The organism is Peribacillus sp. GL_122 (assembly GCF_057835005.1).
This window is the reverse complement of record NZ_CM174415.1, coordinates 1,831,656-1,857,314: the sequence shown is the minus strand read 5'-3', so window position 1 is coordinate 1,857,314 and position 25,659 is coordinate 1,831,656. Positions and strand designations below refer to the sequence as shown.

Below are 25,659 nucleotides of genomic sequence, written 5' to 3'. Positions count from 1 at the left end.
ATGTTGTTAAAGGATCAATCAGTTTTTGATTGAAATACGGTTTTTACATCTTAAATGATCCTTTCCTTACTTCGCTTACTCCCCCCGAACCTTTAGGTCGTTTAAAAGTAGAAACATATGGATGACACATTTCTAAAATTATTCTGTGTAAAGTATGACTCCGTCTAATCCTAATTCAGCTGTTTTTCTGATAAAATCGAAAATATTCATCAACCTATAATAAACTGCAAGTGAAAGCTTTCTGTTTCTAATCCAATTTTCATTTGTTACCCAAATTTAAGACAATTTATATATTGATAAAAAATTAAGCATTCATTTAATTATCTTCCAAATATCGGTTAGTTTGTTTTTTCTTTTTTAAAATTTTAACTGAATAGTTACTTATAATAAAACCTATAGCTGCAAATGCAATCATAATCAAAAATACATATCTATATCCAGTAATTCCAGGATTGTGATCCAGAATATTACCATACATGGCAAAGGCGAAAATTGAAGGAGCATAACCAACTAAACAAGCTACTGATACGGCAGCACCGCTTATTTCTTTTGGAATATCAATTTCATCTAATGGGGCAAAAAACACAGCCCGTTGAGTAAATACAATCGATCCGAAGCCAAGTGTCGCAATTATTCCTATATAAATATTCATTTTGTCATGTGGAAGCATAATAAAAATTATCATTGCAATAATGGATAAGAGAAATGTAAATCTAAGGTATTTTGTCGCTGATTTAAATTTTTTATCAACTAAGAATCCACCGATGGGACCGCCTATCATTTTTAATCCGTATTGGTTTATAATCCCATATGCACCTAATAACGCTACCGGCATTCCATAAATTTCTTCCAAGAACGGAATAAAGTAAGTTAAACCTGCGTAAACCGTATAAACGCAAAATATTGTAAATGAGGAAAACCACAGTATGGGAGTTTTAATTGCTTGAATCGCACCTTTCAAAGCTACTTTATTTTTACTAATTTCTTCTCCACCCTTATCAAACGTTTCAATAATATCGTCCTCTATAAAGAAATAACTAATAATACCAACAATAATTGTAATCAAGGCAAAGAATAAAATTGCGGCTCTGAAACCTAATGACTCAGATCCTAACCAAATAAATATACCTAGAGCAGAGAATGCAACGATTGTATCTACAACACCACGGCCAGCTTCAAGAAATCCAAACATCCTGCCTTGTTCGTCGGAGTCTCCAAGCAATTTAACGGTTTTTATCAATACTGGCCAAAAAGTAATCTCTGTAAATAAAGCCATTACTCCCCAAGAAGCTAAAATTCCATAATAACTTGGTATAGTAGATAAATAAATCCCAGTTGCACCTACACCAATCAATCCAATCGGAATTAACTTCCTTTTAGAAAATCTATCAGTGATATAAATGGAGACTACATAACCAAACATTTGTACAATAGCATATACAGATAATGCCAAACCTATTTGGGTATGTGAAAGATGAAAATATTTTTGCATCGGAACGTAAAAAGCATCTTTTAAGGATGATAATTTAAATATTGTTCCTCCTCCCAAAATTAAGATACATAAGGTAAACCATTTTTTGACCTGCTTCTGTGCTACTGCCATAAACAATCCCCCCTCATAAATATGAAAGTAATTAGCGGTTTTCGTTAAAACTCAAAATTCACCTTTATTAATTAGGAAAATATTCAATTAATACTAGTTTTTGCATTGACCTCGATTCAGTTAGTTACTTCATCAAAGTTATTTGAAATATTTTTTATGTTCTTTAAACTAATACTTGTTGATACATTGTTTTTTAATGGATCTTATTTCAATAGAGGTTTTTGGCAGAAGACACGCTACAGAGGGGAGTAATTTTTTAAACCCGTCTGTACGTTTCAAGCTTATTACACTACCAATCTCGGCAAATCCGGCAATAAGAAGAAAAAACCAAGCCATCGAATCATCCCCTAACCTTGTATAAATCATTTCATTTTCTTTAATTTTTAGGTTGTGCTGGACTAATTTTTATTCCAATTATTCCAAATATCATTAAAGCCACAAAAAATACTTTCAGTGGATTAATGGTCTCTCCCAAAAAAAGCATCCCAGTTACTACTGTTCCCACCGTTCCCAATCCAGTAAAAATGGCGTAACCAGTTCCTAAGGGAATGGAATGTAAAGCTTTTGAAAGTAAAAAGAAACTAAAGATTATAATAACTACCGTTACTATACTAGGTATAATTTTGGTGAATCCGTGAGAATATTTAAGACCGATCACCCAGACGATTTCCAAAAGTCCTGCGATTATGATATATATCCATGCCATTTTATCGCTCTCTCCTTCGGCATTGACACTTATTTTTGAACCACGAAGTTCTCCATATATCGATAAATCGCATAAGCTACCCCATTCTCATCATTATTAAGGGTTGTCGTTGTACAAACAGCTTTTATGACATCTTTCGCATTTCCCATCGCTACGCTGTATCCAACTTTCTGGAACATGGATAAATCATTGTTGCTGTCCCCGATTGCCATAGCCTGATCTAGGGAGCCATTCATCAAAAAAGCCAATTTTTCAAGGGCCATTCCTTTTGAAGCTCTTTTACTAGTCATTTCAATGTTGTGATCAGCAGATGAAACAACCATCAACTCATCAAACTGTTTGAATTGGTTCCATGCTTCTTCTAATTTCTTTTTATCAAAAGAACATGCCAATATGTTATAGAATTCTTCCTCCTGTTTTAAGATATCATGATAGTTTTCAACTAAAACATATCCAAACTGGTCAAATTGCCTTTCCGCTACTTCAACTAATTCTTTCATATCTGTATTCAAATCGGCGCTTTTCAAACTTTTAATCTCATTATGGAAATGTTCTCTACCCTTTTTAAGAGTATAAATGGCTTTATCAGTAAACACTTCGTAATAATAATTCCGTTCATCTAACCATTGGAGTATAGATTCGACACAATCTTTAGTTATCGTAATTGAAGAAATGCACTTTCCGCTTTTGGAATGGATGGTTGCGCCATTTGTCCCGATTACAAATGGGGAAATCCCGGCTTTTTCACAAATTGTTTGAACGTCAAAATAAGCTCGTCCTGTTGAAATAACTACTTCAAAGCCTCTATCTTGGGCATATTGAATCGCCTTTATATTTTCTTCACTAATTTCATTCTGGTCGTTTAATAATGTTCCGTCTAAATCTATCGCAATGAAACTCATGCTATATAGCCCCTTTTCTCATTCTATCTATTAAATTCTCTTTCTAGCTTTTATACCTGCTATCAATAAAAATCTAATCAAAAAAGAGAGTACTCCCTCTTCCATCTCGATATGTCCTTTTATGCGCTATGCTTGAATCCAATTGATTTCCTCTAATTTTGAATGATTTCTCCATTCCTCTGGAAATGGTTGCTCGCAGACAATCACATCGACTTTTTCTAGAGGACAAACTTTATTAAAATTCCCCAGTTCACTTGTTAATCCAAGCTATCCTCACCAGCAGAAACTAATTGTAAAATTTCAGGACGAATGGCGACTTCATTCTTTCAGGGTTAACGAACTTGGATCCTTAAAACTGGAGCAGCCTCCTCTTTAGTAGCTCCACAAGCAGCTAATCCTAGTACACTCACTTCTAACATCACAGCTTGAATAGACTTGTAACAATTCTTCTTGAATGTGTAATTCATACAAAGTGCCCCATTTAATGTGGAATTTTTAATGTTTATTACTGTTTATTACGGTTCAATCGTAATCATTCAATATAAACCCCACATTAATCCAATGTTAAGATTTTGTAAATCAGGTCTTAATTTGTCCAATTCACCTGCTCTTATTTTCATTATCAACTAGAAAAAAGCCTCAACAGCTGACTGTAAAGAGGGGAAAGTAAAGGCAAATCTATTAAAGATAAAATGAAAAGTTTTTTATTCAAACATATCACTCTTTTCAGTTCGTCATTAAACAAAGCTCCTGGTTAGCTAAATAACACTTATGCAAAAAACTCTCTTGAAAAGAGAGACAGACTGTAGACAAACTCGATGAAAATCGAGTTTGTCTACAGTTTTTTTGAGGGTTTTAAAAATTCGAACGTTGATTTCCACTCCAGGCACTCGCTTTCCGCGGGCGGTCCGGGAGCCTCCTCGGCGCCTTTGCGCCTGTGGGGTCTCCCTTGGACGCGCTTTTCCCGCAGGAGTCTCGCACCTTCCGTTTCAATCAACTTTGTTTTAACAATTAGATACAACCGCTTTTGCCTACAGTCTTTTTTGTTTTAAAATATTAACAGATTAGCCCTTCTCATTTAAGAGAAGGGCTTTTACGATTTGATAGACGCAGAAAGTTTATTTGTCTACATTTATTTTTTGTTCATCTGATTTTTGGATGATTTCTTTTAGTTCTCCTGTATCACCTTTAGCATTAATAATTTCAAAGATCTCATTTAAGCCATCTTAGGTTTTTTCATCTTCCGTTTTCACTAAATCCCTCCTAATTGTGGTTATCTTTTAAGGTCTCCCAAATTAATAAAAACCCCCCTTCCAAATAGGAGAGGGGGTAAACGGGCTTATGGAGTTGCCTGGGCTTGGGGAATACATCCCGATATACATCTAGATAGGGCATGAAGGTTTACTACCTTATACAATTATCATCAAAAGTATTTTCAAGGGGTGGAGGCCAGTTATGCTAACCTGATGGGTCGGTGCCCTTTTGTTGAAGAAACCTGGTACTCCGTACATATCTTCTAAAAAAGAGGTCTTATCAACTTTTCTTAACTCTGCTCTTCTTATTTTATAAAAAAGAAAGGGAGAAAAGAAAGGGAGGTATGCTCTGCATTCCTTCCCCTCTTTTCTTGCTATTGCTTTGGCTCCAGTCCGATCAGGCGCAGGAAGTATTCCAGACCTTTTTTTCCAATTTTTTCTTTCGGCTGTTTATCGGCAGGCGCATCCGGTCCCTTCGTTAAGAAATTTTTCTCAACGAAGCGAATGTCTGTCTCGTTCACCTCTCCGTCTTGATTGATATCTTGCGGCACGATGGATGAATCCTTCGTACCATATGCATCAACGACACTCTGGATATCGAGGATATCAATCATTTTGTCACCATTCACATCCCCTGCAAGACTTCTCTGACCAATTCTTAAAAATTGCCCTCGTAGCTCTCCATTTGCATCATGATATCCAGGAATGAATTTCTTCATCACTTTAAGATGCCCCGGAACATCGAAAACAGCTGTATATACTTGATCGGAAGCAGGAATATCATTGACTGTGAATTTTCCACTCTTATCAATTGTTCCTGGATATTTTTTACCACTTCTAGAGAGAGCGTATACTTGTGCTCCTATTTTTGAATAATCCCATTTTTTCAAAAATTCTGATCCTGATTCACCTATCAAAAATGCTTCCGGTAAGATGGATCCCAGCAACTGTGTATGTGTAGGAATTATTTTAAGATCTTCAGTGCCGTAAAAAGGAATAGCAGTGTCTGCTGTTTGTCCGGATTTCTTATAAGACCCCTTCTTTACCTCAAATCCAGGAATTTCATCGTAAACTTCATCATTCGATACTTTAAACGTTACATCGAGGAACGGCATATCTCCATCCAGTCCTCTGAATGCTTTTCCAGTAATAGAAGCACCGATTTTCAAACTATTATTGAATGTACCTTCCGTCACAACAGGTTTATCTAGTGATACCTGTAAGCCTTTTTCCTTTGCATATTGTTTGACTGCCTTGTTCAGCTTCACGTTCGAAAACTTGAAGAAGTCTTTGTAGTACTCTACATTAAATTCTCCCGAGACAAGCTGTTTCACATTATTAAGGCTGAGTGTCATCGTAAAGCTATCGTCGACTTTTAACTCTTTCTTGTTATAACTGGAAGTCGTATATTCCGTTCCTTCTTTCATGAAGTAATACTTTTGGTAACCAACTGCCGTTGCAGTATCCCACGTTCTCAACCACAATCTCATAGGTTGTTTTGCAATATCACTTTCCTCAATTCCTAACTTCACATCTCCATTCGCTTGAATAGGGAAGAACCCAGCCATATATCCAGAGGCACCTGTATAGTAAGCCATAGTGTTGGACGATTGATCGATGTCCAACCCTTTAGATTGTAATAGATCCACTGTCTCATCCTTAGCTGTTCCATGCAGCCACACCGCTTTTTGGCCATCTTCTACTGTAAACATAGAATCATTGATTTCGATTACACCCGATTTTATATCCATGTTGACTTCTGGTGCTGTATTGTCCACGATAAGTGGATTGTCTACCACATATGATTTCCCATCCTCATCGTGTGCAATCAGTTCCAGTATATAGTCGCCTGCTGGAAGCTTTATAGGAACATCACTGATTGGCTGGGACAGATCATTTGTAAATGGTAAGACCGTACCGCTGAACGCACCCGTAAGAAACACTTCTCTATCTATTGGAAAGTTAGTGTTCGCTGTCCCTATGAACCCTACAGCTTCTCCTGTTTTACCGTCTTTTACAAGCACATCCATGGTTGTCATTGGGCTGTTCAACTTCATGATGAAATGGATCTGTTTGTCATTAAGTTCCCAGAAAGGTGTTGTATTTGTCACGGATGGTCTAGTCGCTTTGACATAATCAAATCCTTTTTCCGTCGCCATAACAGCAAATGGAATTTGATAGGATTCGGCTGGATTGTTCGCGTTGGTCACATGAATATACCCTTCATATCTTCCTGCCGCAGCGCTGGTTGGAATCGTTATTTTTGGCTGGATCTCCTGTACTTGGCCGCCTCCCACTGTAATCGATGAAGGCACCGCCACTTTTACACCGTTCTTCACGGCATCTTGAATGCCTTTACGCTCACCGTGATACTCCACTTCTAGTTTAAAAGATTTCTCTTCCTGGCTGTTGTTTTGAACCTTCACCTTTTTGCTTGCTTCAATTGGTTCATTACCTTTTTTATAATATCTGCCGAATACGATGGAGCCTGTTTGTTCGTCAATTTCTACGAGGTTTCCATTTTCGATATTTTTTGTCTTATCCCATACTTTGATGGATGTGTCTGTATGAACCGCTTGATAGGCATCGATTCGTCCTGCACCCACTTCGTATACAGAATTATTCCCTTTTAAATCATCCGATGTATTCATGAGTGCCGCTTTTACATCGAAAGGAGTGTATTCCGGATTCTCCTGCAAAATCAATGCTGCTGCGCCTGCCACGTGTGGTGTAGCCATCGATGTACCCGACATGCGCACATAGGCATTCCCGTAATTAATGCCGTCCTGCGGATCGTTGATGAATTCCGGTGTCGTAGAGAATATCGACACACCTGGAGCGACTACATCCGGCTTTATATCATAATTTCCATTTACCGGTCCGCGTGAACTGAAATCTGCTAAATGATCGCCTTCCGTTTTTGTGTTATTTAACGTTTCAAATGTGAAAGAACCTTCGCCCAGCCCCTTTAATCGCTCACCATCCGCTTTTGACAGGCGGAAAGAAGGAATTAACCCGACAGCCTCACCCAAGTAGGCAGGTATTTGCCCTTCGACATTGTTATACACAATCACTGATTTAGCCCCAGCGTTTTTGGCGTTTTTGATTTTTTCATCAAACGCAATTTCCCCGCGCTGAATCAACGCAATTTTCCCGCTGACATCTTTCCCCCCAAAATCAGTTGCTTTACCAAGTCCCGCAAATACAATTGGTAAGGATTTTCCTTGCAATTCTTCTAATCTATCAGAAAAATCTTTGCCTAGCAGCTGCATATTTTCAAATTTCTCGGCGGAAGCGCTTCCATTAAATGCAGGAATGGACATGGAGGCATCGCTTGCACCTACTGATATGCCAAAAGCCGCTGTTCCCGGAGAACCAAGAGTTTTCTCATTCGGTCCGGCGTTACCTGCAGCAACGACGGTCACCAAGCCTGAAAGCATGGCGTTATTTACTGCGACAGAAGTGGCGTATAAAGGATCGTTAGTCTGCGCGCCAAGCGACATATTGATGACGTCCATGCCATCTTCAATCGCTTTATCGATTCCAGCAAGGATTCCTTGTGTATTTCCCCCTCCCCAAGGTCCCAATACTCTATACGCATATAAATCTACTTCAGGTGCTACCCCTTTCACAGCATAATCCACATTGTTTTTCTTTTGGGCTGCAATCGTCCCTGCGACATGTGACCCGTGGTTTGTGTAATACACATAGCCTGGTTCTTCCGGCTTGCCAGCATTTATCCAATCCTCGTAGGTCGTTTCCATTGGATCGGCATCATTATCTACAAAATCATATCCGCCTTTATAAGCTTCTTTTAAGTCAGGATGATTGTAGTCAATACCTGTATCAAGAACACCGACTTTTATTCCCTTACCGGTAATGTTCTCGGCATGCAGCTTGTCCACGCCAATTTGCGGAATACTGTCTGCCATTTTCGGCTCAATGGTTTCTTTCGTTTTTACCGGCGGTTCCACTTTTACCTCGTAATCTTTAAAAATACGTTTAACTACTCCAGATTGCAGCAAATCCTTAACTGCCACACCAGGAAGTGTCATCGCTACGCCGTTGATGGCGTTTTTATACTCTCTTGTGATCTTTACATCTTCCACTTTGTAATTAGTCACGTTTTTCTGTGATTTAAATGATTGCACATGCTGTTTAAAATCTTTATGAGCTTTTTCCACTTTCTCATTCGCATCTGCAGAAGATAGTTTCTTTCCTTTCGCCGCTTGTTTCATCACTTCTATTTTGGCTGGCGCCTGTTCAAATTCGACGATGACTTTGACTAATTCTGGACTATTTGCATTAATATCCGGAGAAATCGTAAAGTTTGGATTGGCATCTAATTGCTCTAACGCCTTTCTTTGTTCTGCAGACAGGCTCGCTAAGATCTCTTCCGCATTTTCAACTGGATTCAACTCAAACGGGCTTTTCGCCAATACATTATACGGAGCGCCTTGAGATAATAACATGCCAACAGCTAGCGTTCCTGTAAGAATCTTACTGATTTTTTTCCTCTTCATACCGCATCCCCTTATCCTATATAATTACTATTTTCTCTCTAAACATTTGTTCTTCATAAACAATTCATTTAAAGATGAATTCATATATCTAGTAAACTAAGATTCAATATATCATCCCATATTTCTACTTTTCTGAAAATTAATCATAAGAAGTAATTTTTCATCTATTGGTTCTAGATCAATATATAACTAAAGAACTATTCCAGATCTGTTATTAAAGAAAAATAATAAAGGTACTGAAAAGTTCTTTTAACCTTTTAAGTAATTATGATTTATGAAAATGGAACAAGGTGATTTCGAACGGCATAAATGACTGCCTGTGAACGGCTTTTCACATTCAGCTTTTTGAAAATCTTATTGATGTGAATTTTGACGGTCTTATCACTGATAAATAAGGCTTCAGCGATTTCTTTGTTACTAAGACCTTTGGCCAACTCAAACAGTATTTCTTTTTCACGCTTAGTCAAAATATTTTCGTTTGGCTCTGATTTCGTTTGCTGGTGATGATACGTTATCAGCTTTTTGGTCATGCGAGGATGAATAACCGAATCCCCTTGTGACACCATTCGAATCGCTGCTACCACTTGTTCGGATGACGAATCCTTCAATAAATAGCCATCTGCACCAGCCCGAAGTGCTTCCATTAAGTATTCATTATCTTCAAACATCGTCAATACAAGAACGCGGCAATTCGGATACTGACTTTTCACGAGGGACGTGACCTCAATGCCATTTTTTCCAGGGAGATTGATGTCCATCAAAATACAATCAGGTCGATACTCCTCTACTTTCTTCAACACCTCTTCCCCGGACACGGCTTCTCCCACGACTCGGATGTCTGATTCGAGATCCAATATACTCCGAATTCCATCACGCAAGACCGTATGATCATCTACTAATAATATTTGAATCATGATACTCCTCCCTTGTTTCTGAATCTGGAATGAACAATGTAATTTCTGTACCTTTTCCTGTGGAACTATCAATCTGAAGGGTAGCACCCAGCTGTTCAGCTTGTTCATTCATATGTAAAATGCCATAATGTGGCTCATGCTTTGTTTTAATCATGGATTCAAAAAGGGAAAAGCCAACCCCGTTGTCCTTCACTTTTAAAAGCACATGTTCACGTTGATAGCTTAGAAGAATGTCAACTTCGTCCGCTTTTGCATGTTTTACAATATTCTGCAAGCTTTCCTGTAAAGTATCGAAGATGGCTCGTTCTATTGTAAAACTGAGTGTTCGAGAACGGCCCCTTTCATGATATTTAATCGCTAGATTATTTTCTTGTTTTATCGATTGAATTTTATTTGCAATCGCTTGTTTTAACCCTAGCCTTTGGGTAGGATATGGCTTTAAAGCATAGATAGAATAGCGAACTTCCCCTAAACTCTTCCGTAATTTTTTTATACTTTTGTCTACCACTTGCTCCATGTTTCCTGATTGATCTGCGGACTGCCTCAGAGCTGATTCCAGCTGAAATATGACCCCGGCTAATACTTGTGCAATTCCATCGTGAATTTCCCGGGCAAGCCGATTTCTTTCTTCCAGAATCATTCGTTTTTCTTGTTCGGCGACGAGGGACCGTGTTTTCAGCAAGCTGCCCAATTGATTGGCAAACGTAGATAAAGACTGTATATCTTCGGTAATAAAACTCGCCCTCCTGCTTTTACCTGCAACAAACATCCCTACCAATTCATGATTTACTATAAGAGGCAGGTAGACAAGGGAACGCATGACATCTTCAAACACTTCATCCCCTGGGGCCATACCTGTTTTCCAATCAGTAACAACAAAGGTTTCAGATATTTCTTCAAAATTCGGATGGATATCAGAAGAACTTGAAATATTGGAATGTACTTTTCCATCCTTTAATAGAAGCTGCCAATCCCCCTCATCTTTTGCCCATAAAGCATATGCTTGTATTCCCAAGAATCCTTTAAGTGATTGTTTCATTTGATCTAAGTTTCCGGCAGACAGCCCGTGACTTAACTCCGTCGTAATGGTAAAAAGGTTATATAATCGTTCTTTTTCAATCCGAATTTGCCTCATGAAGGAGCTGATGGTGCAGATTGCTACAAGTGGGAAAAAGAAGAACAGAACGGTAATTCCATCCAACTCCCCTCGATATCGATGTTCTAAGATATAAATAAGGGAGGCGTAACACAAACAAAAACTTGCGCTCAAAAATAAAAATATATTTTTCTTGTACCACTGTTCTAGTGGATATTGCTGAGGCAGAATCACCATTAAAAGATCATATAAAAGGGTGTTGAAAAGGCAAAAAAATACGGTAAATAAAAGCAAGCTTATTAATTCTTCATATAAAACTGGCAGGTTCATCTCCGTAATAAAAAAAGAAATACATTCGTTGGAAAACCATTCTGCCAAAGTGATACTAAAAGCAAATTGAGTGCAATTAAATAGTGTTCTTTGTATTGGTAAGCGGCGAAGGGTATGTGTAAAAACCATCACACATACACAAGCAACAACCGTTATATGTATACCAAACTCCCAATTCATTGGATAAATAAGCGTAAGACTGAGTGTAATACCTCCTCTTCCAATACGGATAGGAAAATACTCAATAATCCCCATAAACACAGCTAACAACAAAACGATTATGAATTCAGAAGGCATTTCACTTTTAAATATGGAATTGATTACAGCAATCATACCAAGAATAGAAATAGAATAAAGATAAAAACTCGCTATTTGTTCCCTCCTAGTGATAGAATCTATCTTTTTCAAAACGGCACCTTCCTTTATTTGCAAGAATCATTGTCTATCATTATCTAACAAAAAACCGGCACTGGCAAAATGGCAAAATACCCACTAGCCAATCACCGGCTGTGCCATTACCCTAAATGGCAAGACACAATACTAGTATACTATTAGATTCTTTATTTGCCTGCTCATCAAATGTTGTAAATGTCATGGTCTTTTGTTGTAGATTATATAGTACAAAAAGTGTAAGTAATCTAAACTTCATCCCCAATAAAAGACGTTGAAGAAAAAGAACCAAAGGATAAATTTTTGGAATTAAGTGAATTAAAGATGGAACTGATGCTTTTTGTCGGCAGAGAGATTGATTTCAAAAGTAATTAAAAAACCTTAACCCAATAAAATACAGGGCTAAGGCTACTTAAAATCCTATTCAATTACTGTCTATTTACAGTAGTAATCCATAAAATGGTTCTTTGTTTGATTATAGAAACTAGCTTAGGATTATTTTAATCCTAACTGATTTAACACAGTATCTAATGTAGAACCTTTATACGAAGTTTTCGCTTTAGGTGCATTCGGAACTGTACTATTTTGTAATCCATAGTTTTTAATAAGAAGATCCATATCCTTTTTATCAACAACTCCATCGAAGTTCAAATCTGCTCCTGATTTATTTGTTCCCCAATATGTTTGTAGATATAATGCATCCATTATATCAATTACATTATCTTTATTTGCATCCCCAGCTTTAGGTTGAGTGGAAAAAACTCTTTCCTTTCCGATTAACTCTCCACGAACGTCATCAGATAGCACAAACGACTTATACATCGTAAAATGACCTGGTGCATCTACTTTTAGTGTATAAGCATTTTTATCAGCTTTCATTCCATCTAAAATGTAGTTTCCATTTTTTACTGGATCAGCCTCAAAAACAGTTTTACCATCATATGACGTTACAGTTACTTTTGCACCAATTTTGGAATTATCAAACGCGAAATTCTGTTGGCCTGTTAAAGGATCCATCGTTCCTTCTAAATTCAAGTTACCTTTTATCCTTGAATATTTTTCTTTCATATTAACAATATCCATATAAGTATATACATTATTTGTTACTGCATTTGATTGATCAATTGTAGTTCCAGTCATTTCCATGTTAAACCAGTTGACAGAGAAACTTGACTTTGGCGAATGATGTTTAGCTGTATTTAAATCGAAATTAACTAATTGCATATCTTTTGGTAATGCTTTTTTTCCTAAATAGTTAAAAGTAATTGTATAAGTCGTAAGGTGATCATCAGATGTTGATGTTACAGATACTTGTGCATCCCCATATTTCTTAACTGCATCACTAACAACAACATTATTAATTGTAGCTAAGTCACCATTGTCTTTTAATACTGGAATTGTAATCTTTGATGTTTTTAGGTTTTTAATATTATTCGAACGAATAGAATAATTTATAGTATCTCCGGTTGAAGCGACTTGTTTATTTGCTTTTAAGTAATAGTAAGGGTAAGTATTAGAAACAAAAGCTACCCTTAGCATATCCGTAGGACCTGAAGTAAAGTTTCTTGCAGCATCATAACCATAAAACTGAACTTTTAAAGGTGTAGACCTTTTTTTCACTAGTATTTGATCGTTGTAATTTCCATTTTTATCAGTGTTAATTGCTGGACTTGAATATGCACTATCGTAAAATGAAACCACTGCATTGCTTGTTTGATCAATTGGAATTCCAAGACGATTAGCATCAGCCACTTCAGGATCATTTACATTAATATTGAAATCATATAAATATTCTTCATTTGAATCGAATTGACTATCTTTATATTCAATAACTTTTTGATCTAACGAATCAAAACTTGAAGTCATTGTTGGTTTGCCTTTTTCGAAGATGAAATCCGCTACTTTCGTAAATACTTTCCCCTGATCATTTGTTCCAACCATTTTTAATTTATAGTTACCTGTTTTTGCATAAACATAATCACTATTAATCGGATTTTTCGGATCACCTGTAAACGGATAGTAAATCCCAGTGAATCCAATAGGAATACCATAAACTTGGTTTTCATTCAAAATTCGAGGATCAAAAGACCCTAGGAAACCAATATCTTGACCGGTTGAATCTTGTAATACTACATCTAAAGTCTTCATAAAGGACTTTAATGAGAATTGAAAACTAAGGTATGGCATGGCTTTTTCTGGCCAACGTGTATCACCAGAATACATTTGATCTCGTAATGTAAGGGTATCAATCCCTTCATTAATAACACGCCCGCCAAATGGAATTTGATACGTTTCAGTTGGATCTGCATTATTTGTAAAGACGATATATCCCTCATATGTTCCTTTTTCGGCTGTTTTCGGAATGTTTAAGTCAAATTTAATTGATTTTTGACTAATTCCGTTTAATTTAACTGAAGTTGGACCTGTTAAGGTCACTCCATTTTGAGCTGCATCTTTGGAACCTCTTAATCCTGTTTGGAATTTAACATTTACACTAAATGTTTTTGCTTTTTCACTTCTATTTTTCAATGTAATCTTACGTGAATCATGAATATCTTGGTCATCAAATCCATATGAACCAAAACTGATTCCACCCGTTAATTCTTTGATTAACTTTTGTTTTCCATTGATATTTGTAGGCGTTTTATCGACTACTTCAAATTCGACATTAGAATGAAGTGCTTCGTATGCATCAACACGACCACTACCGATTTCAAATACACTATAAGCTTTTGAAAGTGGATCAGCCGTATTCATTAAAATTGATTTAATGTCTGCAGGCTCAAGATCCTTATTCGATTGTAATAATAATGCTGAAACACCTGCCACATAAGGGGTTGCCATTGAAGTTCCTGATAAACGCTGATATGCATATTTATAATCTTCCGGTTTTGTTCCATCTACTGTTTTATCGTTTACGTAAAATGGGACGGTTGAAAGAATCGAAACACCTGGTCCAGTTACTTCCGGTTTAATGTCATAATTCATTCGAGAAGGACCTCTAGAACTAAATGTTGCTAACTCATCGGATGCTGTTTGTATCTTAGTAAAATCGCCAAATGTGAAATCAGTTTTACCAGTTTTTAATGCTTCCAAGATCGTTAATCCTTCTTCATTTGAAACAGAGAATGAAGGAATCGCATTAACTGATTCACCTAAAAAAGACTGAATTGCACCCTCGGCCTTGTTTGCTTCATCATTATACATGATAACGCCCGCAGCACCTTGTGCCTTGGCTTCCGCAATTTTAGAGTCCAATGTATAAACTCCGCGGCTCATGAGTACAAATTTCCCTTTTACGTCTTTTCCTGTATAGTTATCTCCGAGCCCCACATCAACAAGTTGGAGCGTTTTTCCTTTTAATGTAGACAAATCATCTTTATAGTTTTTTGCTAATTGTCTTAAATTGTAATTTTTCCCATTATGTGCACCTGCATATTGATAAATATCAATTGCAACAGATGATGCACCAATAGATAACGCTAAGGCTGCAGCACCTGGTGAACCTAGCGTATAATTTTTATCGCCACTATTCCCCGCTGCAACAACGGTTGTTACTCCACTTAATACTGCATTGTTTACAGCAATTGAAGTTGCATATAATGGATCATTAAGTGAATTACCTAGTGACATATTAATAACATCCATATCATCCTTCACAGCTCGATCGACAGCTGCAATTATGTCATCAGCTTGTCCGCTGCCATATGGTCCAAGCACACGGTAAGCATAAATATCTGCTTCTGGTGCTGCTCCAACTGTTGTATACTCAGTATCCTTCGCTACTCCACGGCTTCCAATAATCCCAGCAACATGTGTACCATGATTAGTATAATAAGCCGACGATCCATTCTTTTCTGGCTTACCTGATTGTTTCCAATCAGCATAGGTCGTTTCCATCGGATTACTATCGTCATCTACAAAATCATATCCACCTTTATAAGCATCCTTTAAATCTGGATGGTTATAATCAATACCAGTATCTAGAATACCGACCTTAATTCCTTTACCGGTATAGCCTTCTGCATGTAACCGGTTTAATCCATCATAAGGAGTATAATTTGCGATATTGAATTCATCTGCTTTTAATTGATCATTATCTTTTCCTTGAACAGGCGGATCAATCGTAAACGTTTCGTTACTCCAAACGGATTTGACAGCTTTTGATTTTAATAGACTTTTAATTTTGTTAGCAGGTAAACTCATTGAAACACCATTAAATGCATGTTTATATGAGCGATTAATCTTATACTTTACTTTTTTACTATTTTTATCAGCTAATACTTGTCCTAAATCTTTTTGAAATATTTCATGATCTTGATCGACTAAATTTGATGCATCTTTCGCAGATAATTGTTTTCCCTCTACACTTGCTTCAATTTGTGCGACTTTGGCAGGCTTATTTACAAACTCAATAATGACAGAAGTCTGTTTCGTAGAATTTAAATCTGTATCTGAAGAAATTTGAAGACCTGTCTCTTCATTTGTTGAAAGTTCGTTAAGAGCTGCTCTTTGTTCTGGTGTTAAATTAGCAAGTAAACTATCAACATTCGTATTACCAGCTGCTTTGGTAACATTTGATACATGTCCAAGTGAACCTAAAATAAAACTAGATGATAGAGCAAATACAGCTAAGATTTTTACGACCTTGCTTTTGTTGTTTGCTTTTTTTCTCCTTTTCCTCATTAAACCTCTCCCCCTCCTAACTAAATAGTAGATTAATATATTTGTAAAAATGTGAAGGTTTCGTGCTGATGACTTAACTTCACATTTAATACGCTGATCTGTCTTTCAACATAAGGTTATTAAAATTTTCCAACTAATCTAGTATTAACTAGTAGTTTATTTAATATTCAGAAATATCACCTAATTAACCCTTATCATCCCACATTTCTCCTTTTCTGAAAATTAATCATAGGATGTAACTCTTGCTGTTATTGGTTCTATACCTGCATAAAACAAAAGTACTATACCAAGAGTGACATAGTAAGGGACAGGACATTTTTTTATAAGTGATTTTTAAATAAGAGAACGGAACAAGTTGATTTCGAACGGCATAAATGACTGCCTGTGAACGGCTTTTTACATTCAGCTTTTTGTAAATCTTATTGATGTGAATTTTGACGGTCTTGTCACTGATTAATAAAGCTTCAGCAATTTCTTTGTTGCTAAGACCTTTGACCAACTCAAACAGTATACAGGGTACAGTTTATATAGGTCTGCCTTTAAAACAAAAAAAACACCTTGTGTTATTCAATTATCTGGCCCGTTTGCTGAACAAAGTTAAACAAGCATACATTTTATATTTGTTCCAAAACTCGTGTTATTTTGCACATCCAACTTTAAAAACCCAGCTACCTTCACATGAGAAGATTAGCTGGGTTTCTTAATTATTTACATCTAATTATTTATAGAACTATTCGGATCCGCCTAGTAAAAAAGCGACTGCTCATTGTTCAGCAATCGCGCCCTTTAATTGAATAACTATTAAGTTTTTTATTAGCTAGTATTGGAAAGTTTTGTTTATTAATCCTCATCAATCTCATCTTCAAATGCAGAATTCAATACAATAAATTCTTTTAAGTTAGAAGCTAATTCTTTACAGTTTTTGATGCAAGGACGCTAATCTCCGCAGCCGATGCCCAGCCGTTAACACCCGCCGTTGCTTCGAGCTTGACATATGATGCATCTGTCGAGTCAAAAATTGCTTCTTTCTCCACCACATTGTTATTTGCCCAACTTCCGCTTGCAACCTTGGTAAAGGTCACTCCATCCGTACTTACATATACATTATAGCTTGTTATATTTCCGTTTAGCCCCGATTGCCTTGGTAAATACGTGACTTTATTGACTTTGTAAGCTCCTCCAAGGTTTAAAGTAATCGATTGAGGGAGAACATCAGATTTATCCCTCTTTGTATGCCACAGCGTTTCTGGGTTTCCGTCAATCGCCATGGATGCAGCACTATTTTCACCACTTGTTTCCTGACTTGTCGCCGTTGCCGTGATTTGTGACTGAGGGATCTTATTAACAGTTACTTTAATGCTTGTTGTCAAAGGCACGTTATTTGGATTTGCCACCCCAGTTGGCAAAGTTACAGCTCCATTTACAGTGAAGGTCTGTACAGTCGTTACATCAGGATCATAGTTTGAAGCATCTACATCCCATGTCACTTTGGCATCGCCACCACCACCATCGGTAACCAAGGATACTGTCTTTGGCAATCCAAGGGCGTCTGCTGTCTTCGCCGCTCCGATTGCCACCCCTGTTTTGTCAGCAGGTGCAGTGATGCTCTCTAAATTAACACCTTGAGGCGTAATGTCAATGTCCTGCGACGAACGGTTATACATGGAATCCGCAGCGAATTCTCGGAGGGTATATGGAGTAATCGGCGACAAACCTGTAATCTTGTATTCCCTGTGTTCATCGAATGGCTTGTCTAGCGGCAGCGAAAGACTGTTAAACGATTTGTCAACTTCCCCGGTAAGTTTGTTGATAAGCTGAACAGATGATTACAGGTGAACTGGTACCTCTACCGCCTTTTCCTGTAGCTACTTCTAATGGATTCGCCACTTGGGCTGTTACAAGATATTGGCCATCCATTGTCCTATCTAACACTAGGCCAGCATATTGGCCAGTTCATTTAATTCAATTCACGACGGTTCCAGCAACCAATAGTCAATAATAGTAATACGATCAGCATGATAAGCATTTTAAAGCTCCGTTCCATAGACTAAACTCCTTTTGATCTATTTATACATGGATGTACGTAGCTGGTAGAGGGAGCTAATGCTACGATATAACGCAAAGGAGATTACAGAAAATTTTTTGATAAATTGTAACCTCTTCTACATGCTGTCTAATTTTCAAGGTAAACATAACTTTAACAAACTCAGACGAATACAAACGAGTTTTGTTTTTTTATGTAGACTATGGACAATTGTACTTATCTCCTTTGCAAACGCTATTCATTTACAATTTAATGGGAACAAGCTTATTACTTGGTTAGATAATTTAAAAAATTATTAGCAGTATCCTAAAGCCAATTTTTCAGAGTACAGGGAATCAGTGTTCACTTTGGAACGGGAAAAAAATAAAAAACCTTAACCGTATTCGCTAATTTTTTTTATTTTTTTCCGGAATGCGTTGACTGCTAATAAGAGTAATGGGAGAACAAGTCCGTACGTTGAAACGTATAGCGGCCAAACTTCTTTGTCAAATGTGGCTGAATGGGCGACATCGGGATGTATAATTAAGGAAAGCGAAACCACGATCATCCCTAAAGGTAGCGTGAGTGGGCGATAATTGTTTATTTTCAACGTTTGTGCAAGACCGATAACGGACGCGTAAAAATAAAACACCATTTTAAAATAAATAGTGATAAGCCATATGATGGCTATTATGGCTTCTACCCGTTGCAAAAAATCCCCTATGTTTATCTTCCTAGCCAAAGCATAACTTGGATACATCTGTCTGGCACTATTATCAGCACCTAAAACTAAAATAGTTAAAGTGATAAGGATGATTAAAAAGATTCCTCCAATGAGCATTCCGATAAAAAAGTTTTTTTCAGCTGCTTTTGGTTGATTCATTGAAACAGGAAAAATCATTAATAATACAATCAAAGGCAAAGAAAAAATACTTGTAAAAAGAAAAACAGCCCGTATCATCGGTTTTAATCCTGTTTCAAATACGGGTTGTATGTTTTCAAACTTAAATTGAACTGGAGGTAAAAATACTGAAACCACTAGAATTACGAATAAAAAAACAATGACAGGAAATAAAATTTCTCCAGTACGAGCCAACGTTTCAAGACCAAGGCGAATTCCCATAATTAAGATGCATGCGAAAAGAATTTGGATCGCTTCAATAGGGGTGTCCGGCATGATCTGTGTCGTCAAGAAATTACCAACATAAAACAATAGTTCTCCAGCGGCGTAAAGTGAAAAGAAAACAAACGTAAGAGAAATTGCCTTACCTAACCATTTGCCGAGAAGTGTTTCATTGATTTCAACCAGTGTCATAGTGGGGAACATCCTGCCTATAGCGATATATAAAGCCACCACCAATAAACCTATGCCTGTACCGATTACAGCTGCAATCCAAGCATCTTGTTTTACCTCTTGAGCCATACTTCCAGGAATCACCAGTATGGTCGTACCTATAGAAAATAAAATAACTAATATTGCAAATTGCCGAGCACTAATTTTAATATCTTTTACCATAATTCAACATCCTATCAATGGTTATTATCCCTATTGTTGACCTTGTTTTGTTAGAATAAACTCTAGCCTTAGGAGTGCTGCTACATTTGGCGTCTGTCAATGGTAAGCGGACCGACGGGAACATTAAGGAGTTAACGGACTCATCTATCCAAGAGGGAGGTTGATTTTTTTAGTGCAATCCAACGTGCTACGTTGGCTGGGTCGTGGGCGAGTAGCCCACGGTCTTATAGGGGTAGCGAAGCGATTGGGGCTCCCCAACAATCTATATTTGGGTACCAAATACACAAGGATTGAGAATGGCTGCTCCCTAGATTGATCGGGAGGGGGCATTCGAAATTGCCCTTCAAGTGCGAGCGATTGGAAACAACAAATGTAACCCCATTCCTTGTATAAACCCAACCAATTATTTTATTTTTTTCAGGAATGAATTACCAACCGTACCGACGCGTCGGATTTCTCCTTGTACCTTTATATTTACAGGCAAGTTCTCAAAATTTTTATCCCAATCTTTTTTGAGTTTTCCCCAGGCTTTAGGATCAGCTCGATGAATCGCCTCACCAAATCCAAAAATGTCTACTTTTTCATTTTCCTGTACCTGTTTTATTGCCTTTTTGAACATTTCCTCCGTTTCTTTTTCATAAATTTCCTCTAATTTTTCAAACGTTTCTGGTTTTGTCAAATCGATATGGCATTCTACTTCACCTACATTGCCTTCTACACGAACATTTAGATCTATCTCAGGTTTTCCATTCTTTATCTTACCTTTCATTTCCGTGTTTGACTTTTTCACTTCATACACAGCTTTTCCGCCTTTAGGACACGGTATATTCACAACTGTACTTTTCTCCTTGTTTGTAATGACGTTATACGTTTTGCTTTGTTTCTCATCTAACCAACCGACTAATTTATCCTTTTTGAATGCAGCTAAGTTACCATACTTTACTCGAGCAGGGGGATTAATCATTTCTACATTCTGTTTGCTCAAAGATGTTTCTTCATCACCTTTTATATCTGCATGGATTCCTGTTAACACTGGCCTTTTTCCGTCACTTACCATATCCGCGATCAATTCATCTAATGTAACGGCACTTGTACCTGCCCATGCTTTTTCCGAGACTTCAAGGGTATCAAACAAATTATTGGCAGGTATTTTTTCTAAAGCTGTGGGCACCTTCAGGATATCTTCTGCATTCATTCCCTTAGCTACGGTGATATAAAAATCTGAGCGCATTTCCCAATCCCTAGAGAGAAAATCTATTGGTTTTCCAATTCCTTCTTTTGCTAATGACTCACCAATCACGAGCATTCGAAGATGTGAGGGATATATTTTTCTTGGGGATTCCTTTGTCATTTTTCGGACAGCTTCAAATACGGTTTTCCCTTTCGCCTGATAGATGACGACCGGTGAAAGGCCGGAACCTCCACCCCCTTTTCCCTGAGATACTTCTCCTGGATTTACCACTTGGGCGGTTACAAGATATTGACCATCCCTTGTACTATCTAGCCCTATGGCCAGCGTTATAGCAAGTTCATTTAATTCACGACGATTCCAGCAACCCGTAGTAAATAATAGAAATACAATCAGCATGATAAGCATTGTAAAGCTCCGTTTCATAGGTTAAACTCCTTTCACTCGATTTTTCTATTATTTGGTTTATTACGGATTATTTTAAAGTGACGATTTCATTTTTATGATCCATCTTCGCTCTTGCCCAAACGTTGAAATTAAAGAACTACCGCATGTTGACTTTTCCCCTAGGGATGATCATCATCAGCTTATCTCTTTTCAGTTTTCCAAATATAGTCTATTTCCAAGCATCTTTAAAGACTATATTGATTCCTTATTCTCTAACTTGTAGGCTTTTTTTCTCTCTAATATTATTAGGGCTAGCGATCGTTCGAAAAAAAAAGTAAATCTGATTGGAAAATAAATTCGCACATAAAAGATAGAATACATGTTACGTAATTGCTTCTAAAAAAATAACAACCTTCAAGGTTTTAAAAGTCGTTGGCCGGACGGGGGAACAAGAACGGAACCGCCAACCTTATATACGATAATCTATAAAGTAAATGATCACATACCCATTTTTGCCTATTCCATTTTCACTTTAATAATGTCTCAATCATGTCGGAAAGCGGTTTATAAATAGCTGTAATCCCATCTAGTGGATTGGGAATCTTGATATTCAGCGCTTGGGCAATGCTTAACGCGGTTCCGAATAGTAGAAGAATGGAAAATATCCATAATTCCTTTTTTAATTTATTCCTCAACAGATGAGGAACATCGATCGCGATAATCACAGCGACGATGACAAGGATTCCTGCAACAGCCACCACTTTCGACTACTCCTTTCTCTACTTTCCTTATAACAGAATGGGATACGGTACCGTCCAATCTTTGTATCTACCTATACATTCACAGACAAGTCAAAATTGTTTATTCCAATCCTTCTTATACCTTTTTGGTAGCTTAGAATCGCAATGATAAATGACTTCATCCAATCTAAATAGAAGCATTTTGTGTATTTTGATACCATTTAGAAAACTTTGTTATCAATCTTACATTTTATTCCGCGGTGGTTTCGGTGCCGAAGCGTGTTCGCGTTTATTGTTTTTCTGGCTGATTAAACGGGGCCGAGAAAACATCCCCCATCTAGGTACCCGAATAAACGTATCCTTCATGTCTTCACGGATATAAGGACCAAAAGGACTCATATAGGGAACCCCAAAGGAACGCAAGCTGCACAAATGAAGAACAAGTGCGATGAAGCCAACGATTAACCCGAATATGCCAAAAGAAGCGGCAAGCGCCATCATCGGGAAACGGAGCATTCGAATCGACATGGACATGGTAAACGCAGGAAGCACAAAGCTTGAAATAGCCGTGATTGCAACAACGATTACCATGGCAGCAGATACGATTCCAGCGTCTACTGCCGCTGTTCCAATCACCAATGTCCCTACAATAGATATAGCTTGTCCAATAGCTTTTGGCATTCGTAAACCAGCTTCCCGCAAGATTTCAAACGCCCCTTCCATTATGAGAGCTTCAATAAATGCAGGAAAGGGAACCCCTTCTCGTTGAGCGGCTAGACCGATCAGCAGTGGAGTTGGTAACATTTCCTGATGGTACGTGGTGATAGCGATATATAAGGATGGTCCTAGTAGAGCAATAAAAATAGAAAAAAAACGAAGCAAACGAATAAGGGTGCTAATGTCTGCACGCTGATAATAATCTTCCGCAGACTGAATAAAGGAGATGAACAGTGCTGGGACGACTAGAACAATCGGCGTTCCGTCCACTAGTATGGCAACTTTCCCTTCCAAAAGCTCGGCGGCAATCACATCAGGGCGTTCCGAATAATATATAGTCGGAAAGGGACTGTTTTTTTCATCTTGAATCAATTCCTCAATATAACCACTTTCTAGGATTCCATCGATATCGATTCGATCCAGACGCTTGTGCACTTCTTCGACGACTTTGTCATTCACAATTCCATCGATATACATGATCGCTACATCGGTTTTGGTCAATTTACCAATTTTTTTCGATTCCAACCAAAGTCGGGGGGTTTTTATTTTTCGGCGAATTAACGCCGTATTGGTACGCAAGTTCTCCGTAAAACCTTCCTTTGGCCCCCGAACGACGGTTTCCGTGGTGGATTCCATTACACCACGGTCTTTTCCACCGCGCATACCGATTGTAAAACCTTGTGCATATCCATCCAATAAGAGAATAACATCCCCTGATAACAGGGAAGTCAATAAAGAACTGAATTCCGTAACATCCTGTATGTCTCCAACCGCAAGGATGCAATCTCTCAATACTTGTAAAACATTCTGTTGAGACGATATCATTTGCTCCTGATCGGGATGAATATCTAACATGAGTGATTCCATGATAAAGTTCTGAATGGCATTAGTGTCCACCAAACCATCGGTATAAAAAATACATGCCTTAACGATTCCCTCTTTGCCAATTTGTATTTCTCTAATCACGATGTCGCCACTATTTCCAAGCTGTTGCTTTACATGTTGAATGTTTCCTTGGAGACTTGTTTTTAACAAGTCTTTGTTCGTTTCCTTATTTTGATCGCTTTGCTCGAATAAGAAGCGATTACCGTTGTTTTTTCTTTTTTTCTTAAAAAAACTCATACATTTTTCCCTCACTCAGTATTTTGATTCTTTAAAAGGTAGACTTATTAGAAGTTATTGTGTTACCGAATGAAGTGAAGTGTTTGATGTCTTCATTATTATCCTGCCTATTTTCCAATTTTTAATACATTAAGGAAATAAATAGTTCTCCACAATAAAACGTGTTTGTAGAGAAGCAGGAACCTCCCTTTCACAAGCTACGCCTTCAAACGGTTGCCCGAAACATTTATGAGCGATCATCGTTATAAAGTGCAGGGTAACCTTTTATTGAACAGGAATATATGGAATTCCACCGTCCAAGTGAAGTCACAGTCCTCACACCGTTGACTGTAAACAGGTACATGAATATAGAGGGTTCCTCCATTCGAAACCCAGACATGGCGGAGCATTCGATGGTTAGAACTGGCATGATCTTACTCAATTTAAAACATAGCGGACATACATTAGGATTGAGAAGTTGCTATCAATGTTTTGGTTTGGTCACGATAACATTAGAGGAAGATTTTTCTTTTTTCAATATCCAGTACGTTTTGTTAAAGGGGAGCTAAATCCGTCTATACTTGAAGGAATTTCATACAGTTTCTCATTCCTCAAATCGTTTCTGTACCCTATCGTTTATTAATGTTAGATGGTCATGAGTGTTTTGTTCTCTTATCCATTGTTGTACCCTAAACAATCGAAAGTCGAAGGCCCTTTGAAGTAATCCAGTTAACCGATATTGGAAGAAGTCCTTTTTCTTGAGTCTCATAAGAGCATCTTCATAAGAAGAAAAGCAGAGCTTTTGAAAAAGAAACCAATCTAACGTCTGTTTGATGTTCTCAGGGTTCTTCCAATAATTAACTGGAACGTTAGCCAATTCCCACGGTTGAAAATGACCAGGATACACAGCATTAATCACTTGATAAGGAGAATAATCAAAAGAACGAAAAATACCATTAAGTTTTTGATCTTTAAAGAAGCGATGGTTGATTTTCAAAGGGATTTCTTGATGGGGTATCTTGCATTTTTCTTCAATCACGAATCGAACGACTTCAATTGCCCTTTTTCTTCCGTTTTCCCCTTTCCAATAATTATTGGAAACTTGATTGAATTCCCAAGGTTGAAACTTTCCAGGGTAAGCATTTTCAATTACCACTATAAAACCCTTCCATCCATGAACATGAGAAGGAGGTCGTAAACGGTGATTCCAAAGGGTTTCCGCTTTGACTTTTCGAGGAATTTCTTCTATAGGAATTCCTAAGTACTCTTCAATGAGGTAACATGTTAGGAAGGCTAAATATTTCATTCCCTGATCTCCTACAAAAAAGTGGTTAGGAAATCGTGCTCTTCTTCCATCTAATACATCCCGATAAATTTGGATTATTTTTTCTTTTTCTTCCATAGGAAATCGCTCCTTTCTCTATTGCAAACTATATCCAAAAATTAATATAATACCAAATTAACTCCATCTAATGCGTTGGCCTTACCATCTCATATCTTGTTCTAACCACTTGAGATATAGGGGGATTACTGTGACAAGAAAGAGGTAAAACGGCTGCACATAAAAATATGATAATAAAGTT

14 protein-coding genes and 1 pseudogene are annotated in these 25,659 nt (G+C 37.4%); all 15 read right to left on the bottom strand.

Translation table 11 applies throughout. The features are described 5' to 3' along the window. Nucleotides 1-316: 316 nt before the first annotated feature. The 15 genes and pseudogenes from AC3ISB_RS09020 to AC3ISB_RS08950 all read right to left on the bottom strand — a co-directional run bounded on the left by AC3ISB_RS09020 (nucleotide 317) and on the right by AC3ISB_RS08950 (nucleotide 25,478). On the bottom strand, nucleotides 317-1,603 hold the full coding sequence (locus AC3ISB_RS09020) for an MFS transporter (protein ID WP_489276106.1): 1,287 nt from the start codon (nucleotides 1,601-1,603) through the stop codon (nucleotides 317-319). A gap of 168 nt (nucleotides 1,604-1,771) precedes the next feature. Beyond that, nucleotides 1,772-1,939, bottom strand: a complete 168-nt coding sequence (locus AC3ISB_RS09015) for a DMT family transporter (RefSeq protein ID WP_141995173.1) — start codon at nucleotides 1,937-1,939, stop codon at nucleotides 1,772-1,774. 40 nt (nucleotides 1,940-1,979) lie between these two features. Further along, nucleotides 1,980-2,309 carry a DMT family transporter gene (locus tag AC3ISB_RS09010; RefSeq protein WP_489276104.1) on the bottom strand — a complete coding sequence of 110 codons (330 nt, stop codon included), beginning with the start codon at nucleotides 2,307-2,309 and terminating at the stop codon, nucleotides 1,980-1,982. A gap of 29 nt (nucleotides 2,310-2,338) precedes the next feature. Continuing rightward, nucleotides 2,339-3,211: a Cof-type HAD-IIB family hydrolase gene (locus AC3ISB_RS09005; protein ID WP_489276102.1), complete on the bottom strand. Its 873-nt coding sequence runs from the start codon at nucleotides 3,209-3,211 to the stop codon at nucleotides 2,339-2,341. A gap of 1,627 nt (nucleotides 3,212-4,838) precedes the next feature. Continuing rightward, a complete protein-coding gene (locus AC3ISB_RS09000) occupies nucleotides 4,839-8,987 on the bottom strand; it encodes a S8 family serine peptidase (protein ID WP_489276100.1) in 4,149 nt (1,382 codons plus the stop codon). A gap of 272 nt (nucleotides 8,988-9,259) precedes the next feature. After that, a complete protein-coding gene (locus tag AC3ISB_RS08995; RefSeq protein ID WP_489276098.1) occupies nucleotides 9,260-9,901 on the bottom strand; it encodes a response regulator in 642 nt (213 codons plus the stop codon). After that, nucleotides 9,876-11,735, bottom strand: a complete 1,860-nt coding sequence (locus AC3ISB_RS08990) for a GAF domain-containing sensor histidine kinase (protein ID WP_430100330.1) — start codon at nucleotides 11,733-11,735, stop codon at nucleotides 9,876-9,878. Before AC3ISB_RS08990 ends, AC3ISB_RS08995 begins: the two co-directional genes overlap by 26 nt. A 477-nt stretch (nucleotides 11,736-12,212) precedes the next feature. Beyond that, nucleotides 12,213-16,403 carry a S8 family serine peptidase gene (locus AC3ISB_RS08985; protein WP_489276096.1) on the bottom strand — a complete coding sequence of 1,397 codons (4,191 nt, stop codon included), beginning with the start codon at nucleotides 16,401-16,403 and terminating at the stop codon, nucleotides 12,213-12,215. Nucleotides 16,404-16,749: 346 nt separating this feature from the next. Then, nucleotides 16,750-16,914 (bottom strand): annotated as a pseudogene (locus AC3ISB_RS08980) (response regulator transcription factor); the annotation flags it as partial. A 394-nt stretch (nucleotides 16,915-17,308) separates the two neighbouring features. Further along, complete coding sequence (locus tag AC3ISB_RS08975; protein WP_489276094.1) at nucleotides 17,309-18,115, bottom strand: discoidin domain-containing protein; 807 nt, start codon at nucleotides 18,113-18,115, stop codon at nucleotides 17,309-17,311. A 705-nt stretch (nucleotides 18,116-18,820) separates the two neighbouring features. Further along, complete coding sequence (locus AC3ISB_RS08970) at nucleotides 18,821-19,942, bottom strand: GerAB/ArcD/ProY family transporter (RefSeq protein ID WP_480340439.1); 1,122 nt, start codon at nucleotides 19,940-19,942, stop codon at nucleotides 18,821-18,823. 403 nt (nucleotides 19,943-20,345) lie between these two features. Then, on the bottom strand, nucleotides 20,346-21,557 hold the full coding sequence (locus AC3ISB_RS08965) for a Ger(x)C family spore germination protein (protein ID WP_480340440.1): 1,212 nt from the start codon (nucleotides 21,555-21,557) through the stop codon (nucleotides 20,346-20,348). A gap of 488 nt (nucleotides 21,558-22,045) precedes the next feature. After that, nucleotides 22,046-22,279 (bottom strand): hypothetical protein, encoded by a 234-nt coding sequence (locus AC3ISB_RS08960; protein ID WP_141995103.1) that lies wholly within the window; start codon nucleotides 22,277-22,279, stop codon nucleotides 22,046-22,048. 222 nt (nucleotides 22,280-22,501) lie between these two features. Next, entirely contained in the window at nucleotides 22,502-24,097 is a 1,596-nt protein-coding gene (locus tag AC3ISB_RS08955) for a spore germination protein (RefSeq protein WP_489276091.1), read from the bottom strand. A gap of 583 nt (nucleotides 24,098-24,680) precedes the next feature. Further along, the gene (locus AC3ISB_RS08950) at nucleotides 24,681-25,478 is read right to left on the bottom strand and encodes a DUF4046 domain-containing protein (RefSeq protein WP_480340442.1); all 798 of its coding nucleotides are present in this window, start codon (nucleotides 25,476-25,478) and stop codon (nucleotides 24,681-24,683) included. Nucleotides 25,479-25,659 lie beyond the last annotated feature (181 nt).